Genomic DNA, 17,841 nt, shown 5'->3' with positions numbered 1-17,841 from the left:
AGTTTGTTTTTGGATAAGAAATAATTTTATTTGGTTTTGTTTTCAAGTAAATCTAATCGAGTAATTAATTTTAGCACTATTGATTTTTGCTCTTTAAGCTCAACCTGCAATTGCTCGTCTTTATGTTCTTTTTCGATTAAATGCAATGTCAATTCTTCTATTTTCTTTAGAAGTTTAGCATTCATTTCTCCGAGATCAACTCCGTTATTTCTTACTTCTTCTGCGGAAGGAATTCCAGGTAAATAGCCTTTATCCTTGATATGTTGTTCCATTTCTCCTAAAGATGGGAGTTTGTAATCTTTAGCGAAAACATAATCAGGCCAGTTGGCAACCTCTACTTTGATTTCTTGCGTTCGGATTTTTCCATTAACAGCTAACTTATACCCTTTGGTGTCACTAGTTCCGATTCCAACATTACCAATACCAGTTATAGACATTTTTATAGATGGGGTACTACCCGTTACAAAAACGATATCCCTGTTTTGAACACCAGCCTGCAAAATCAGATTGTCATAATTATTAAATGGATAACCTGCGGTATTTATACCGCTCCTATATATTGTTGGTTGGTTTGCATCCAAACCGAAGGTAAATTCGTTTGGTAAACCTAAAAACTTCAGCTTTCCAGCAAGATTTAACTTCTGGGGAACAGCCCCATCTGATATTGCAGTGGCTTCTGATATTCCCACATATAAATTCTTTGTTGTACTATTCCCATTTTCAGTTACCTGTTGCAGGTTCTGCCCTTGCGCATAAAATGATGCTAAGGCAATAGTTATTGTCATTAAGTGTTTTTTCATATAGTGTTATTTCTTAGTTTTTCGGGGACTCTTATCAGTCATTTCAGATATTAATTTATTAATTCGTTGATCCTGACTTTCTATTTTATCATTCTGATTGATTAGCATAAGGGTTAGCTCTTCAACCTTTTTAAGTAATAATTTATTCATCTCACCCAGGTTCACACCATTTAATTCAACTTCCTTTGCCGATGGAACATCAGGTAAATGCTTATTAATTCCTATGTATTCTTTCAATTCTGCCAATGGCATAATTTTATAACTATCGTCAAATACATAATCCGGCCAGTTGGTAGCCTCTACTTTTATTTCTTGCGCTCGGATTTTTCCATTAACCGCTAATTTATACCCTTTAGTGTCACTAGTTCCGATTCCAACATTACCTAAAGAATAGAGATTGCCCTGATTAGTGACCGTTCCCATGAAATTGTTTTTATAAACTAAGTTAACTGCCTGTGTACCCTGCATAACCTCATCAGCAGTGGTCCACCCCTGAAACCAAGAGCTTTGTTCGCCCATCCCTTTCGCAAAAGCTGTGATCCTAAATCTTTGATAATATACTTTGTCATTAATAAAGACATTGACGAACCCATTATTATTTGTCAGAAATACTTCGGGTGTATAACTTCCAGCCGTAGATATAGTTGGGCTTCTAAAAATTCCATTATATATGTACCAGGAAACACTAAGGTCAATAATCTCTCCAGTGCCATAAACATAACCCTCGATTTTCAAACTGATCATCTGACTACCATTTGTAAAGGGTAGCTGTGTTTTTATATTAACACCATTAACTGGAGTACCATTAAGATTGTAGGTTAATGCTTCATAAGATTGTGCCCTCGACGATACAAATAAAAATATCAGGCAAGCTAAAATGTATATTTTTTTCATCAGAATATAATTTGTTTTTAGGGGTTATGAAGCGATCATAAGATTATGATTTCTTGTTATTGATCAATTAGCTGGAGTCTCCAAAATACAGCGCAGCTGGCATTTAGATCGAATAGATTCTGGATCCATCGTTCGATTGAAGCAAAAACAAATAATAAAAGCATGCTGATAGATAGCTGAGGCAGTCTGTAAAATGAGATTTTAGAGCGCATAAGATGAGAGAGGTTAACTAAATCTAATTTAGTTAAATATTGCTATATTGATGAAGTTTAATTGAAAACAAAATGAAAAAATTTGCTCTTTTTACTTTAGCTTTATTCGTCACAGGTGCTGTGATGGCTCAAACAAATTCCTTTCCTTTAAATGGTGGCGTTGGCATTGGCACCCTTACTCCTGAAAATGGGGTTAAACTAGATGTAAATGGATTTGGCACTATTGGGACATCAGGGTCTGCAAGAATATACTTAGGAACTTTAAATACATCAACAGCCTTTATCCAGTCCAGAAACCTATCAATAAATCAAAAGCTAGTTTTTTATGGTAGTTCCTATAATTTTGACATTGGCAATGTCGGGATTGGAATAACCGACCCAACAGAAAAGCTTTCTGTTAATGGAAAAATAAGGGCTAAGGAAATTAAAGTAGAAATCACGGGCTGGCCAGATTATGTATTTAAACCCGATTATAAAAACTTATCCCTTTTTAGTATAGAGCAATTTATTAAAACCAATGGGCATTTGCCAGGCATTCCTTCTGCGGAGTCTATAGAAAAAGAAGGAATAGACTTAGGGGATATGAATAAAAAGCTCCTGCAAAAAATTGAGGAGCTAACATTACACCTTATTCAGCAAGAAAAGGAAATTGCCAAATTGAAAAAGAAAACTGAAAAACTATAAGCAAACTATTTTAAGTTAATATCTATTTGATAAGACCCCGGAAATCGACTCTCAATACACACTTTTTGCTTTTATCGTCTGTTGGATCGGCCTTCGGAGCTTTAACCTGCAAGGCGGCTATTTTTCCGATACCGCCTAAACTTTCAAGGGTATCAACCAGTTTAATCAGTTGTACATAATTGCTATAAAAGTATAACGCCTGTGTTCTACCGGCACTTGTACTATCAGCTTCATTAGATGCTTTATTTAACACAAAATCTACTCCAACATTCTGCTTGGTGGCTACAGCAGATGATTGCATCCATAGTTTATCATTCCAGTCTTCAGCGACTTTATAGCTCTTTAGTATTTTATCCAAAGCAGATAACTTCCTCTGCGCATAAGATGGGTTAAATGAAATATCACTACCGAATCTTGAATCTTCTGTCAGTTTATTATTTAGCTTAACCGCCTCAAAAGTTTTATCGAAAGCCAGAAACCAACACAGTAGCAAGCCTATCCCAAATAAAGGGAGCAATAACTTATTCATCTGTACGTAACTAAACCTATTGAGCATGATCTATCAATACTTTAATAATATGGTAAAAACCTGTGCCTCTTTTTGATCGTCGGCGGTATATTTCTCCAACTGAACATTTTTAACCCAACTCTTTTGCTGCAAATCATAGATCCAGTTATTTATCGCATACACGCTACTTGTCTGCCCCTTAATCATCATGCTTCCGGTTTCCAATTGTGTCTCCTTAATTAGTCCCGAGGCACTTCCTGAGAGTGGATTAATTAGCAACTCATCAAGTAGTACCTCTTTAGGAACAGAACTGCCAATCTGGTCGCACAAATAAGCATAGCTATACCCTTTGTTCCATCCCAGCTTCTTAACCAGGTTCTCTTTTCCCTTCACTTCCTCCTCCAGCTTCTGTCGGTTTTCGTAAATGTACGACTGCTGACCTGCCTTACTCATCAGCTCCTGATTACTTGAATTGTAGGTACTCAACATCAAAAAGTTGAGCATTAGGACTCCAAAGAAAAAGAAAAGGGCCATAGAACCATATTTCTTAAACTTTAACTTAGCACCAAGCTCTGTCAGCTTTTCACTGAGTGCGTCTGAATCTGCGACAATAGGGTCTAGCTTATCATTTAAGATGAACTGAAATGCTGTTGCATAAGCAAGCAAAAACTCCTCGGGTATTGTTTCAATATCAATCTTTAATGGAAAACCGGATTTTATATCCGCAGCATAAATGTAGGTCGACCAGTCCTTATCTGCATTTAGCGTAACCTGGTGGCCATCGAACTTTAAAGCACCTTCGTAAGCATTAATTTGAGGAATAACCTGATCAACGATAAAAGGTCCGAGGCTTAACATAAAAATCTCAACCCCTTGCTTTTTAAACGCCTCGATCACCGCATCGGCAATTTCTTTTCTTACGATTGCAATAAAAGAATGCTCCCCTGCCGGAAAATGTTGCACATAGAACTCCGCGAGTTTAAATGCAGGAAAAAGATGTTGTAAACTACCTTCTGAAATTACATCCAGCCGGCTTGTTTTCTTAATTAAAACACCTTTACCGGTAAGGGTAATTGCAAGAGGTTCCGTTAAAGGATCGGTAATAATTTTAGTTAAAGAACCCTCGTATCTTTTCTTGGAATCTATCTGAATGAGTTTTTTATTTAACGACAGCTTAAGCAGCCTAACATCATAAGATCCATCTTGTTTAAGATGAACCTCTGCGCCGGCGCAGGCAGTTAAATTAGCATTTAAACTCAATAAGGCAGACATACTAGTAGATGATGGTAGGCTTAATAAAGACTATGGTAACCACTTTGCTATTTGATTTGGTACGACTACTGAAAAGCCATTTTAATATAGGTATCCTTGACAATAAGGGTACACCAGATGCACTTTCAACAGTTTCTGTACGTTCCAATCCACCCAATACGATCATATCTTCATTCTTAGCCCTGATTATAGATTCGAACTTACTGGTAGAGGTTGGAGGTGGCGCATTGTCGGGTGGGTCGCCAATAAAATCGGAGATATCGACCTTGATATTCAATGTAACCTGATCATCACCGGAAACTATTGGTTTGATCTTCACCTCGAGGTTAGCTTCTACCGGAACAAACTGTTCTGTTATGGTGGTTTGAGTGGTAAGCGATGGGATCACGTTCTGGGTCTTGTTGACATAATATCTCTTACTTCCAATACTCAAATTGGCAACATGCCCATTAAGCGTTGAAAGTTTAGGAACAGAACGTACCTCTACATTGCTATTGGTTTCTAAAGCACTTAACCTGACATAAAAGTTAGGGGTTACGCGGCCAATGTTGACCGAGTTATTTCTTCCGAGTCGGCCTAACAGGTCGTTAATGGAATTGGCTCCAAAGGTATAATCCAGACCCGGGAATACAGTTCCTCCTCGTTTTACACTATCAGAAACTCCTGCGGTGATTCCTGTCTTGACACTTTTCCCTTTACGCACATCAATTAGTGTAACCTCTATCAATACCATTGGGACAAGCTTATCCAATTGCTTTACATAAGCTTCGATTTCTGCAATCTGCGGTGTCGACCCTGATAAAAGGATTGTATTTTGTTCTCTGAATTCTTTGATCTCTACCCCTTTTCTCCATTCCATAGGGATCATATTTTGAATGGTGTCGATAGAGCGATTCTGTAATTTCAGTAATTTATGGGAACGTAGTCCTTCAACCCTTCTATCACCAATTAAATAGATACCGTTTTCTAATTTATAAGTGTATTCCGTCCCCTGAAATACAGAAGTCAACAAATTATCAAAACTGATGTCGTTAATCCTTGAAGTGATGTTACCGGCAATATTAGAGTACATAAAGTAGCTGGCATTGATTTCCTGCGCAGCATTTTTTACCAGATCAATGATCGGTACATTAACGGCATCCACACTCACCAATGGTTTACCTTCTACAATCCTATTCGACAGCCTGAAATTACCTGGGGCTGCATTACCACCCATATTTAATGGCTTAGGATTTCTTCTAATTGCAGTAGTTTTATCGCTATTGATATACAATTCTTCTCCCTCAGCAAGCGCTTCAAATACATAAACATTATCATTTGTTTTGACCATTTTTAAGTCGTTGGCAAATGCGATTTTATTCAATGCATCTTCAAAAGGGGCATCAGCTAAAAATGCGGTAACTGTTTTATTTAGCAGCGCACTAGGTACTACGACATTCTTTTGAGAGACCGTGGTAATCTTTTTGGCCACTTTGGAGAGTGTATCACTGTTTAATTCAACACTCAGTGTGTTGTTCTGGGCATTGTAACTGGCATTGATTTCTTTTACCGGAATTCTTTGTATGGGTTCCTGAACTTTTACCACCGACATGATAGAACCGATCAGGTTAATATCCAATCCATATTCTTTGGTCAGAAATACCAGGACATTCAAAGCCGTTTCGTTGGTAAAATTGTTAAAGACCTTAAAATTGAGGTTAGGATCTATGTTAATGTTGAGGTTGTTTGATTGTGCAAGGGCACGTAAAAACTCCTGGGCAGAAACATTTGATAAATTGATCTGGACTTTTTGGTTCAGGCCGGGAACGGTAATGGCAAGATTTCTTAAGCGTTCCTCTACTCTCCTAACCCTTTCTTCTGATTCTGGTGTTTGTGCTACGAGGGCATTTACCTGGAGCAATAGCAGCAGGGTACAGATCAATGCGTACACGAATCCTTTGTTGTTGATCTTTAGAGCGTTCATTAATTTGTAAATAGTAATGGGTATATTTCGTCAATAGTTGTATCACCAGAGGCAAATAGCGCAAAAGCATTTTCGGCTAAACTTCTTATCCCCCTGGCTTCCAATAATGGGTTAATATACATATTGCCTTGCTTTATTTCAAAAGTTAATTCCAAGTTAGCTGGAATAACCAATCAGATTATTTTTTATCACTTTTTTCCAAATTTTCCAAGCGTTCCATTACGTTCTTCATCTTTTCATTTTGTTCTATTATGTATAAGGTTAACTCCTCAACTTTCTTTAATAGCTTCGCATTCATTTCCCCTAAAGCAACCCCACTAGACTTTACCTCATCTGCTGAGGGGATTCCTTCTAAGTGACCGTATTTCTTGATGTATTTTTGCGTTTCCTCCAATTTAGGAAGCTCATAATCTTCTGCAAACACATAGTCGGGCCAGTTAGCAGTTTCCACTTTAATTTCATGTGCTCTTATTTTCCCATTTACAGATAAGGTTTCTTTAGGGCTTAAGGTCCCAATGCCTACATTCCCATTATTTGTGATTCGTAAGCGCTCTACACCCGCGGTTCCAAACGTAATATTTCTTTCCATATCAGGAATAACAGAGTATCCCGATAAATCGATAAATGATTTTGTCCATGAATTAGTGCCTCCACCTGCTGACAGTCTCAAAAAACCATCATCAGCCCCAAGTGCAGTTTTACTATATCCTGCGATTTCACCCATTATACGAGTCGAGGCAACTGCCGGTCTTAGCATTGTATTTACACTTGACCCTGGAAGAAGTATATTACCATTTACATCTAGCTTACCTAAGGGAGTTACTGTTCCTATTCCAACATTTCCTACAACAGGACTATAAATATTGGCTCCACTTGTTACCCATTGGCCATTAGCAAAGACAGGAATCGCCATTAAAAATGACACTATTAGTTTTATGCATAGATTCATATTTTTATTCAATTAATAGTAAAATGATAAAGCGTTAATTAGTTTGTAAATAATAATGGGTATATTTCATCAATAGTTGTATCACCAGAGGCAAATAATGCAAAGGCGTTTTCAGCCAAGCTTCTTATCCCCCTTGCTTCCAATAATGGATTCACATACATATTGCCTTGCTTTATTTCAAAAGTTAATTCCTGATCGAGTGGAATAACCTCATACACAGCTTTACGACCGCTATAACCAGTATAATAGCAATGCTCGCAACCTTTGGCAACATAATGTTCAGCTACCGGGGCGAAAGGTTTAAATTGTTTAGGATAAGCTGCGGGATCAAACTCCGCCTTTTCTTTGCAGTTTTTGCACAAAAGTCTGACCAGTCGCTGGGCAACCGAAGTATTCAAGGTATTGGCCACCAAAAACGATGGGATGCCCATATCCATTAGTCGGGATACCGTGCCCCAGGCAGAATTGGTATGGACAGTTGAGAGCACAAGGTGGCCTGTTAAAGCTGCCCTTATCGCCATGTTTGCCGTTTCAGGATCACGAATCTCTCCAACCATGATCACATCAGGATCTTGTCGCAGAAATGTTCTCAAGGCAGAAGCAAAAGTAAGGCCGATACTTTCTTTCAATTGCACCTGGTTGATGCCTGCCAGTGTATATTCAATCGGATCTTCTATGGTTAAGATATTTCTGGTTTCCTTATTCAGGTATTTAAGTGTTGCATACAGGGTAGTGGTTTTACCAGAACCGGTTGGCCCACTTATGAGTATAATCCCATTGGGTCTTTTAACCCCCTGCAGGTAATTTGCAAGGTCAAAATCAGAGAAGCCAACATGATTAAGATCTATGTTAGCTGCATTGTTATTTAACAGACGAAGGACAACCTTTTCTCCGTGAAGTGTAGGTAATACAGAAACACGAATATCGAATTGTTCTTCTCCGTTTTTGAAGTTAATCCTTCCATCCTGGGGGAGTCGTTTTTCTGCGATATCAAGATTTGCCATGATCTTGATTTTGTTGATGAGCGCCGGGTATTCTGTTCTTTTTAGGATATAGCGTTCCACCATCATCCCATCGATACGAATCCTTACGCGACAACGCTCTTCGTAAATCTCAATGTGAATATCACTACTTTTTAGGCTTCTTGCCTCGCGGATCAGATCATTCAAAAAGCCTTCACCCTCAATGGCCGATGCCATCTTTTGGAATTGATGCTGTCCGTTCTCCTTAAGGTAATGTTTATTTAGCAACATGCTGATGGTAGCAGCAGGGTGGCTTTCGAGGGTAATGCTTTTTCCAAGTACGATTTCCAGCTCATCCGCAAGTTGATGATGATCCGCCGCCTCGTCACAAAGTAAAACAAGACCATCGGTGGTATTGTCTTTAGGCAATACGCGGTAATGCCAGGCCTGTTCCTTACTTACGGAATGAATAAAAGTCGAATTGAAATCGTGATTTTGAGCGTTCATTGCGTTAGTTGTTGTTTAATTGATTAAGAAATATAGCCAACCGTCATCATAAAGTGATAAGCTTGGAGTTACATAATCGATTATCATTGTTATTCCTAATAATGCTGCTTGTAGGCCAGCGAGGGGAATATGTTTGTTATTGGTTATTAGTTTTGCGGTTGTTAAAGCGTACAGTAGAACTAAGATAAGACTTACGACATAAAATAACACATAATTTACCGGAGATAAATAGAAAGGGATGGCAATGAGGAAAAGCACGTCGCCCCAGCCCAGATGATTGTCGGTTATGTTAATTAGCTTTTTATGTTTAGCCGAAAAGTAAATCCAAAGGATGAACAGTTGGCTTGTTAGAAAAAGTAATCCGTAGGCAGCATCTGTTACAGTCTGTTCTGTTCCTGTGTAATTGTACTTTAATATCGTCAGGAGAATTGCAAGAATAGGGAAACACCACCAATATACTGCACGGTAAAGCATGTCCTGATAGCATATAAAAGCCAGACAGATCAGGATTAGTATTTGCAAAAGGATCATTAATCTGCCACTACTTCTTTCAGATTTTTGTCCTGATCGATTTCCCAGACATTAAAAGTTCCATCTCCATCGAAATCTGTTACCGCCGTTGCACGAGCAAGGAAAGCATTGTTTGCGGCTTTTACGATCTCAATTTTGTAGTTGGCTCTTCCGTCTTTACCGTCGGTAGTTAATTTCTCCTGAATGAATCCGATTTCGGTTAAGTCTGAACTGTATTTAGATTTCTCGTAGAAAAAGGTCTTTTGCAGGGTTGAAAGGTGTTCAAGCTGCACCTTTGCCTCTGTTGATTTAGCTTTGGTGATTAGAGGTAGGAGGTTTGGAAGTGCTAGAAGCACAAGGATTCCTATGATTACCAATACCACCAATATTTCTGTAAGGGTGTAGGCTTTGAGTTTTTTGTTTAATATTTGTGCATTCATGAGCGCTGGATTGAAATGCTAAAATAGTATATTCTTTGAATAGAATTTAGAGAATATACTATTAATGACGCCTAAAAATTGTTAACACGTTATAGGTACCACTTGATTAGATGGCCAATGATAGCAACAGAACAAGATTTTGACAAGTGAAGATTAAAGTGAAGATTAAACAACAAAGTCCAACTATTTACCTGCTTCATCTATTTTATAATGATAGGTATAAGGCTTTGCTCACTTGCTTTACCAATATAAGTGCATTATTTCTCCCATATTTTACCACCCCATATTAACTGATTTGCATTCTTAACATGCACCAATTCGTGATCATATAGCTCGAAAGCAAAGAAGCATAGGTCAAAATTGGGCATATTTATTGTCAAATAATTATATTGCTCAGTATCGATATCTTCTTCGAAGATCTCAAATAATATTCTGCTTTTATATAATGTAGCTCCTGTAACATTTGCGTTTAGAGAAAATGTAATATGATTTCGATTAACGGAATTTGAGGTTTTTCGCAATAGATATTTTGACTTAAGTATTTTAATGAATGTACTATCTGTAAATAACTTCTTATCTACTTCATTATTAAAATATATCCCTAGTTTGACCGGATGAAAATCAGTTGGAAATTTTACCTGAATGTATAAACTATCTTTCGAAAGTCTATTCTCTTTTTTTAATTCATAATGGAATCCGTCCTGGCGTTGGTAATAATTTTCGCTAGTTAGCTCTATCAGATTAGTATCTACAGAACACCATTTGCCTTTAGATGAATAGTTGCATTGCTCAATTTCGAAGTGCCCGCTACCAATAGGATTATATAAAGTATAAGAACCATCAGATTTTAACTCTAGTTTTTCACTTGATGATTTTGACTTGTAAGTTCCATTAATTCTGTCGATGCTTCCATTTCCATCATTTTGTGCTTCACAACTCAATTGTGTAAGGACAATTAGAATTATTAATAGTTGAATTTTCATATGTTAGTCTTTTAAAAATTCGTAAACCGCCGTCTGATCTTGGCGTTTAATTTCCAATAGTGATTTTTGATTAATATCTTTTAGTGAATTTGCTGAACCAGGGTAGCGTCCATCATATGAATAGCCAGTTTGATAGGCATTGACTTCATTAATGCGGCCGCCTTCTTTATTTTTCGCGGAATTAAGTAATTGGCCCGAGCTGTTAAATCTAAGACCGCCGGCTTTAATTGATTGCCCCACGTGTCTAGCCTCGTGCAAATGCAATCCTGTTGTACTACCTTCAATATTAATAACGCCTTTTGAATCTTTTATTACTCCATGTGTACCGTCGCTTTGACTAGGGCCTGTGAGCCTAAATGTTTCTTTTGCTGCACCAATAGATGCAATATCATCAAGCGACTGGTTAAGCAAGCCTACTTTTAGATTATTATCAGCAAGTTTATCTTGAAGTTTATTCAGTCTTTTTTCGCTTAAGTCTCCTTTGTCTATTTTGGTTTGAATTTTTGTATTATCCTTAGTAAGTCCAGTAATTTTGCTGTTGATAGATTTGTTTAGCCTATTAGCATATTTAGGATCTTCCCAAATCATCCCCGTCGGATCGTTGTATCTGATTGGATTTCCTAACACGTAACCATATGGCGTTGTGTTCTCTTGATTTAGCTCAACCAACGGATCAATCATATGCCATCTTGCAATCTGCGGATCATAGAACCTCGCCCCATAATCATACTCATCACTCAGAACGTCCTGTTCTTCTTTACCATTGTAAAGATAATTATTTTTATCTCCAGATACTTTTTTTGGACTATTTAATCCAAATGCATAATATTCATCTTCCTGAATTACACGTGCAACACCTGCGCTGTCATCAATAGATACACGTACATTACCCAAGTTATCTTTTAGATTATACTCATATCTGTAAGTGCCGTCTGTATTTCGCACTGCACGTCCTTCTTCAATACCAATAAAATCAAGGACATTATTTTTGTAATGGATTCCGCTGATGTATTCCCTGATCACTGAACTCTGTACTGACTTCAACTTTGTCCCTCCGGCATCATAAGTATAAGTACCGACCTGTACAGATGCTCCCGATACTGTGGCTTTTACAGTTGCAGGCAAGTTTAGCTTGTTATATGTGATTGCCGTGATCGCTCTGCGACTATCACCAATCACATTTCCGTTCCCGTCATAAGTAAAGGTTCCAGCGACAGGGCCTGCCGTACTTGTCAGCTGATTACTTATCCCACTATTCGCATAGGCATAGGTAATTGCAGTATTAGTGGCAGGTCCTCTCTTCAGAGAAGTAATATTCCCGGATTTATCATAAGCAATCAATTCATTCAATTCATCGGTTGCGGTTGCAGCGCCATAATCAGCATAAGTCAGGCGATTCAGGTTGTCGTAGGTATAGGTAAACCATTTGTTGCCACTGTGCTGCCCCGTATATTCAAACTCCGAAATATTGCCATTGTACTGCGCCGTCGCTCCTTTGGAAGGATTTTGAAACCTCAGTTTCACATCTAATTTTGGTGCGGCTGCATTAATTAGCCAACCACGTTCATTATATTTATAAGCAATGGTCTGGAGAAAAGCTGCCCCATTATTTTTAGAATGTAAGTTCTTTTTCCATAACTGACCAAGGTCATCATATTCTAATTTTGACAACAATACTCGTGCATCTGTATTGATTGTACTCCATGTATTAATCTTTCTGCCGCGATGGTCATAGTCGTATTCTGTCAATAACTTAAGCTGCTCTACTCCGGCTACTTTATGACTACGGTTACTGCTCAATACCGCTCCAGTAAAATCATAGTCAGTAGTTATCTCATCGTAATTGGTAGCTACCAAAGTTTCTCCTTTATAATGCTGTTTAAAAGTCTTAATAGCTCTGCCGTCTTTATCATAGTAGTTCACCGTCCAAAGCATATCGGCTTTACCCAATACATTTACCTTAGATCCCGTCAGCAAACCTCTGGTCATGGCACTAGCCCCTGTATATGGATAAGGATTACCTCCAGGAAAATTGTAGTCGTCATAATAATTTATGCTTAATGTAGTTCCCCAAGTTTTCGGAAAGGTAGTATTGGTATAACCATTGCCAGTAGCTACACGTTCTTCCCATTGGGCTCCTTGTAAATTAACTTTCTTTTGCATGACCATTAAAGAATCTGCTCCCGAAGTACCTGTATGAACATAAATACCCGTAATTATGGTCCTTCCGAGTCCATCATATTTGGCTATATTCCATTCTTGTGGTGCTTTTTTACGCTGTATTGAATCCTGGCTCATTACCACCTGATTCAGCTTGTTGTAAACCATGAGTTCCCAACCCTTTCCAGGAATCTTTTTACCGATCAACCTTTTTTTATCGTCATATCTGTACTGATAACATACATTGTTCAATAGTGTATTTAACTGTGGCTGAGTCATTGCCATATTGTCGGGATTTGCCAAAGGCGGCAATACAAAGCTCAAATTACCCAGATCATCATAAACGTAATAGGTGGAAAAAGTTTCAATGGTACTCCCAACTTGTTTAAATACCCGCTTTAAAACAACTTGTCCTTCCCTATCCTTATACTCATAAACTGTCCCGCCTACATCCGTTACATTTTCATCTTTAACACTATTTATTGTCAGATCAGAAGATACGTATAATGCTCCAGCTGTCCTGACTAATCTTCTGGTTCCATTTGAAGCGTTAATAGCAACGGTATATTTAGCAACATCAGCTGTTCCTTTTAACAATGCGAGTCTTACGGTATGACCGGCAGAAACTCTAAAATCTCCTGAAGCACCTTTTTCTATTACTCTATTATTAGGTGAGTTGTCGAAAACAGTTTCATCATAAGGATAAAGATTGGTTGAAATTGACGGAGTCTTGGTTGTTCCTGTATAATAATAATCATACAGTTTACTAGTCTCTCCTCCATATAAAAAATTTTTATCGGCATTTCTTACATACGGCTTCCATCTCCTAGATTCCCTACCTGCGTCATCGTATGAAGTTAACTGTATGATATCCTTAAAATCAGGTGCTGCCTTTACACTCTGAGTTTCAGCAACTCTCCCCAGATGATCAATAGTTTGAACCTCTACATTGACCTGGTTAACTCCATTTTTTGGATCTGTGGGATCAATGATACCAGGAACACGCATACTATAGGAGACTATAGCGCTCATGAAAAAATTAAGTTGTGTATTTATCGGGGCACCTGCCGATGCAGCTGGACTTACATAAGCTTTGAAATCAGTTCCAGCAGGAATCACAAAACCATCCTTAAAAGTAATACTGTTATTGGCAGTAACTTCAGTTTGGTTTTCATATTTCGAGAGGATGACGTCTTGCTGAGCTTTAGCACTATAAAATCCTAATAAAAGAATTGTAATGCATGAAAAAAGCTTTTCGATTATAGATGGTAGTCTTTTCATTGAGCGTGTGATTATTCTATTACCTTTAAGATATACTTATAACTTTTTACGATATTCCCTTCCTGATCCCTAACATTTTTTAATCTTTGGGCGCTGTCATATTCATAAAATTGCATGACACCTTTAGGGTCAATAGAGCCCGACAAACCAATCAACGGTTCATAGGTATAGGTGGTCATCTGTGCATCAGCAGGATAAAAACGGAGTTCATCAATAAACCCTGTTCCAGAAACAACAAGAGACCCGGTTAAGCTGCTAATCTCCCGCTCTGCAAGCGTCCAGCCTGCTTTAGAATTTTTAATCATGGGTGCAGTTAATGTTCCTCCCGTAATGGTAACCGTTGTCCCTGTTTTATACCAGTAAGAAACAAGATAGCGTTTGACAGGAAGAGAAGTGGGCTTAATTTTACTAAGTGGCCCAGTGGTTAACGAATAGACTCTTTTGCCCGATGGACTCGATAAATCAGCAACGGGTGCCCCTGAGTAAATCCAATTTCCTTTATCCTGACTTTCGAAGCTAGTATAAGCAACTTCTTCACTTGGCGTATAGCCGCCTATTCCTGAGTTGCTCACTTTGGCAATGGGGTATTGATTACCATACCCCCATATCACTACATTGCCTGATCCAGTAGCTTCAGTATATTTATGGATGTTACCATTTACATAATGATCATAGCTTATCTGGGGTTTAAACAATGTTGTATCGAGCGCACTATAATAGGGACCATTATAAGCCAGGTTACTATTCAAATTGATTTTATAGACCTTGTCATTCAAAAGCACGTTATTATCTACCCTAAATGTATTTACACTCCCATCTTTTATATACTCATTGGCTCCTCTTTTATAATTGACAAACTCTTCCACTGGTTCAGACAAACCAACTTTATTAGTTTTCATAAAATCAAATACATAATTGCCTGCATTATAATCCTGTGCATATCTCGTTCTTGTTACTACAGAATCTCCCTTCGAATTAATTGTAACAACTCTTGTTGGCAATAAGTGCGCTGGATTATCATAGTAATATTTGGTGTCTGTTATCAGCGCAGTAAATTGATCATCACCGGCGATTAAAGTCTGTTCTGTCGCCTTTCGTATACAATTAGAAAAGCTAGACATATCTATTAGTCTAAATTCATATTTACCTTGAAAATTATGAGTATTAGACTCTTGGGAGAGATTGGTAGCAGCAAGGTAATCCATTTTACCAACTGTGGTGTTTCTTGTTGCATTAAATAAATAAATTACCAGCCCCCCTCTGGTCGGATCAATTACCCCTTGGTCTCTGACCTGTTCGGTGCCACCCGGAAACGGCCCTGAAAGCTGACTTTTTACTGTGCCATAAAAGGACAATAATCTAGTTTGGTATTGAAGAGGAGCAGGAGCATTAAAGGACTTGAAGGTATATTTTGTTTCTTCAACAGGAAGATAAGCTCCATCCTTAAATTTATACTTTTTAATTCCATTTGTCCCTACAATTGGTTGTTTCTTAACCCCTGAATTTACATAAAGAGAAGGAAGCCAGAATGCACTTGCTATTGGAGGAGTACCATTAAGTTTCCATTCAAAATCAGGCATATCGCTAGATTCTAGTATGGTATTGTAATATACCGTTTTGCCAAAAGAAGTTTGTTCATCTGAAGACACCAACTCTTCGGTAACTGTACGGTACATGCAATAGCTGCCATTATACTGAGTCATGTCATTAACAGCATGAGAAAGCAGCATCATGTTATCTATATCATAACTAATAGCAGCACTACCGGGGCTCCAATACTTCGAAGTATTGCTTAACACATTTCCAGGAATAGTGACTTGTCCATATCCATTTGTTTCGTAAGGTTGCCCTGAAGCTCCAAACGACCCCTCACCATATTTATAGATCTTTTTTATTGTTCTTCCTGTAAGATTTGGAGCATACAAGCCGGCGCTACCCCGATCTGTAGTGATCGACCTTATTCTAATTCCGCCCCCTTCTATGTACTCTCTGACAAAAGTGTTGTTGATATATCTATCATAAATAAATTTATGAGCCTCATACCCATAGCCGACAGTCCCACCTGTTGGGGTTTTAATACTCATTAAAATCCCCTTTGCCGCATCCTGAAGGCTAAAATCCCGATCAGCAAACTCAACAGAGCTGACACCATCTGTTCCAACAGGATGATGTCCATAAATTTCGGTAGCCTCGGGTCTGGAATACCTCAGCTGCCTCATCGTCATACTGTAGGGGTTATTGGTAATTGGATAATGCGCTCTAAGGTTCAATGCCAGAACCTTATCCGGGTGTTCAAGAAGGGTCTTATTTGAGGTTTTTCCGTTATAAAACCCCCATCGATCCTGCGCCTTGTTTTCTACCTTGGGATAAACGGGCATTCTATTTAGATAAGTGAAGGACCAGCCATTTAACTTTACATCATCACTATCAAAAACATTTATTCCCATTAGATAGTGGCCATACATTAGATTCGACGTGCTAAGATCATATACAAATTCATACTTTTTAAGAATCTTAGTAATTCCATTTAATTTTTGATAAATTTTTATGTTCAATAGGATATCGTTACCCAATGTATCATTTACACTATACTCAAATGAAACCTGACCATTCTTAAAATTGATAGCTTGTATTCGAGTATGAGCAAGAACTTCTGTCTTTGATTGAGCTATTATAGGATCCAGAATCCTATAATATTTCTGCTGTAGCTCAGAGTATTGATAGTTTGAATTTGACTCAACATCTCTAATAAAAGGAACTGATTCAGACGTAGCTATTCTTGTCCTTGAAGCGAGGGGGATTGAACTTACTATAGTTTGATAATCAAAAGATACCGTGTCCTTAAATTTTGTAGAAATTATATTAAAAAGATCCCAGTTTTTAGTAGTAGTCGGATAATAATCTCTTGCCCATTGATAAGCGGGCTCAACCCAATCAGGTTGGCTCGAAAAAGCTTCGTAATAATATCTTCTTGTCGTTTTCTTCATCTCACCTTCCTGAAAATTATAGACAAGACCATCCGTAGTTTTAATTACTCCAGGATGTTGGATGCTAACAAGAGGATCATAAGGATAGGTAAGTCCGTCCTTAGTATAAGTACCTCCTCCATTTGGAAGAACATAAGTGTAAGTATCCCAGGCTGCATCTGTTTTGCCATCTATGATATTCTCTGTTAACGACTTATGCGTGCTGTAGGGATCATATATCAATGGATTAGCTAGGACTTCAAGAGGCATAACCCCGGAACCAGAAGGATTATCAGGTCTACCTTGAACATTTGTAATGATTTTACCCCCGGCACTTAACTCCCAACCCATCCCGGCTGGGCCAGCTTCTTGCCCTACTTTTAAACCTGTGGCACTATAGTTTAGGGTAATCGGTACAGAGATATCATTGACTTTAATCTCATATAATGGAATTCCAACTTTTAGGGTACCTGTTACCATGTCGACATTATCTAGACTGGCTCCATTCATAAAATCGCTGGCTTTTGGAATTGTCCCGATAGCCCCCATAGCTCTTTTATTATAAGAAACCTGAGCATGACTAGTTAAATTAGCTCCTATAACTAACAGTATACCGAAGAGATAGAACTTTGGATTCATAAGTTTATATTTTAGATATTTATATGGTTGAGATAATTGGTCTGTAAGCGAAAAACAGACACGAGAAATTCCGGGCAAATGATTATCATTTGCAAAATTGTAAGATTGCGC

Annotated in this window: 14 protein-coding genes; 1 reads left to right on the top strand and 13 read right to left on the bottom strand. The window is 38.1% G+C overall.

What is annotated here, in order from left to right; all coding sequences use genetic code 11:
• Positions 1-26: 26 nt before the first annotated feature.
• Positions 27-800 carry a hypothetical protein gene (locus J1905_RS19055; RefSeq protein WP_214228821.1) on the bottom strand — a complete coding sequence of 258 codons (774 nt, stop codon included), beginning with the start codon at positions 798-800 and terminating at the stop codon, positions 27-29.
• 6 nt (positions 801-806) lie between these two features.
• Positions 807-1,694, bottom strand: a complete 888-nt coding sequence (locus tag J1905_RS19050; RefSeq protein ID WP_214228820.1) for a hypothetical protein — start codon at positions 1,692-1,694, stop codon at positions 807-809.
• Between the two features lie 284 nt (positions 1,695-1,978).
• Here J1905_RS19050 and J1905_RS19045 point away from each other — a divergent pair, with 284 nt between their 5' ends.
• Positions 1,979-2,590, top strand: a complete 612-nt coding sequence (locus tag J1905_RS19045; RefSeq protein WP_214228819.1) for a hypothetical protein — start codon at positions 1,979-1,981, stop codon at positions 2,588-2,590.
• A gap of 22 nt (positions 2,591-2,612) precedes the next feature.
• Here the strand turns inward: J1905_RS19045 and J1905_RS19040 are convergent, their stop codons facing one another.
• The 11 genes from J1905_RS19040 to J1905_RS18995 form a co-directional block, all read right to left on the bottom strand.
• On the bottom strand, positions 2,613-3,119 hold the full coding sequence (locus tag J1905_RS19040; protein ID WP_214228818.1) for a hypothetical protein: 507 nt from the start codon (positions 3,117-3,119) through the stop codon (positions 2,613-2,615).
• A gap of 33 nt (positions 3,120-3,152) precedes the next feature.
• Positions 3,153-4,370: a PilN family protein gene (locus J1905_RS19035; protein ID WP_214228817.1), complete on the bottom strand. Its 1,218-nt coding sequence runs from the start codon at positions 4,368-4,370 to the stop codon at positions 3,153-3,155.
• A gap of 1 nt (position 4,371) precedes the next feature.
• A complete protein-coding gene (locus tag J1905_RS19030; RefSeq protein WP_214228816.1) occupies positions 4,372-6,333 on the bottom strand; it encodes a type II secretion system protein GspD in 1,962 nt (653 codons plus the stop codon).
• Entirely contained in the window at positions 6,333-6,455 is a 123-nt protein-coding gene (locus tag J1905_RS23765; RefSeq protein ID WP_284445132.1) for a hypothetical protein, read from the bottom strand. The genes J1905_RS19030 and J1905_RS23765 overlap by 1 nt, the downstream gene beginning before the upstream one ends.
• Before the next feature lie 56 nt (positions 6,456-6,511).
• Positions 6,512-7,282, bottom strand: coding sequence for a hypothetical protein (locus tag J1905_RS19025; protein ID WP_214228815.1), 771 nt, complete (start codon positions 7,280-7,282; stop codon positions 6,512-6,514).
• 38 nt (positions 7,283-7,320) lie between these two features.
• Positions 7,321-8,751: a GspE/PulE family protein gene (locus tag J1905_RS19020; protein ID WP_214228814.1), complete on the bottom strand. Its 1,431-nt coding sequence runs from the start codon at positions 8,749-8,751 to the stop codon at positions 7,321-7,323.
• A gap of 15 nt (positions 8,752-8,766) precedes the next feature.
• Positions 8,767-9,273, bottom strand: a complete 507-nt coding sequence (locus J1905_RS19015) for a prepilin peptidase (protein WP_214228813.1) — start codon at positions 9,271-9,273, stop codon at positions 8,767-8,769.
• Between the two features lie 8 nt (positions 9,274-9,281).
• Positions 9,282-9,701: a type IV pilin protein gene (locus J1905_RS19010; RefSeq protein ID WP_214228812.1), complete on the bottom strand. Its 420-nt coding sequence runs from the start codon at positions 9,699-9,701 to the stop codon at positions 9,282-9,284.
• Between the two features lie 257 nt (positions 9,702-9,958).
• A complete protein-coding gene (locus tag J1905_RS19005; protein WP_214228811.1) occupies positions 9,959-10,684 on the bottom strand; it encodes a hypothetical protein in 726 nt (241 codons plus the stop codon).
• 3 nt (positions 10,685-10,687) lie between these two features.
• Positions 10,688-14,125, bottom strand: coding sequence for an RHS repeat domain-containing protein (locus tag J1905_RS19000; RefSeq protein WP_214228810.1), 3,438 nt, complete (start codon positions 14,123-14,125; stop codon positions 10,688-10,690).
• Between the two features lie 11 nt (positions 14,126-14,136).
• Positions 14,137-17,730 carry a hypothetical protein gene (locus J1905_RS18995; protein WP_214228809.1) on the bottom strand — a complete coding sequence of 1,198 codons (3,594 nt, stop codon included), beginning with the start codon at positions 17,728-17,730 and terminating at the stop codon, positions 14,137-14,139.
• Positions 17,731-17,841: the final 111 nt, after the last annotated feature.

This window comes from Pedobacter sp. B4-66, assembly GCF_018492665.1.
Taxonomy (GTDB): Bacteria; Bacteroidota; Bacteroidia; order Sphingobacteriales; family Sphingobacteriaceae; genus Pedobacter.
This window is presented reverse-complemented; position numbering and strand designations above follow the sequence as displayed.

Coding starts and splice junctions, on each gene's coding strand:
- J1905_RS19055 (WP_214228821.1), bottom strand. CDS start 800: ATGAAAAAACACTTAATGACAATAACTATTGCCTTAGCATCATTTTAT.
- J1905_RS19050 (WP_214228820.1), bottom strand. CDS start 1,694: ATGAAAAAAATATACATTTTAGCTTGCCTGATATTTTTATTTGTATCG.
- J1905_RS19045 (WP_214228819.1), top strand. CDS start 1,979: ATGAAAAAATTTGCTCTTTTTACTTTAGCTTTATTCGTCACAGGTGCT.
- J1905_RS19040 (WP_214228818.1), bottom strand. CDS start 3,119: ATGAATAAGTTATTGCTCCCTTTATTTGGGATAGGCTTGCTACTGTGT.
- J1905_RS19035 (WP_214228817.1), bottom strand. CDS start 4,370: ATGTCTGCCTTATTGAGTTTAAATGCTAATTTAACTGCCTGCGCCGGC.
- J1905_RS19030 (WP_214228816.1), bottom strand. CDS start 6,333: ATGAACGCTCTAAAGATCAACAACAAAGGATTCGTGTACGCATTGATC.
- J1905_RS23765 (WP_284445132.1), bottom strand. CDS start 6,455: ATGTATATTAACCCATTATTGGAAGCCAGGGGGATAAGAAGTTTAGCC.
- J1905_RS19025 (WP_214228815.1), bottom strand. CDS start 7,282: ATGAATCTATGCATAAAACTAATAGTGTCATTTTTAATGGCGATTCCT.
- J1905_RS19020 (WP_214228814.1), bottom strand. CDS start 8,751: ATGAACGCTCAAAATCACGATTTCAATTCGACTTTTATTCATTCCGTA.
- J1905_RS19010 (WP_214228812.1), bottom strand. CDS start 9,701: ATGAATGCACAAATATTAAACAAAAAACTCAAAGCCTACACCCTTACA.
- J1905_RS19005 (WP_214228811.1), bottom strand. CDS start 10,684: ATGAAAATTCAACTATTAATAATTCTAATTGTCCTTACACAATTGAGT.
- J1905_RS19000 (WP_214228810.1), bottom strand. CDS start 14,125: ATGAAAAGACTACCATCTATAATCGAAAAGCTTTTTTCATGCATTACA.
- J1905_RS18995 (WP_214228809.1), bottom strand. CDS start 17,730: ATGAATCCAAAGTTCTATCTCTTCGGTATACTGTTAGTTATAGGAGCT.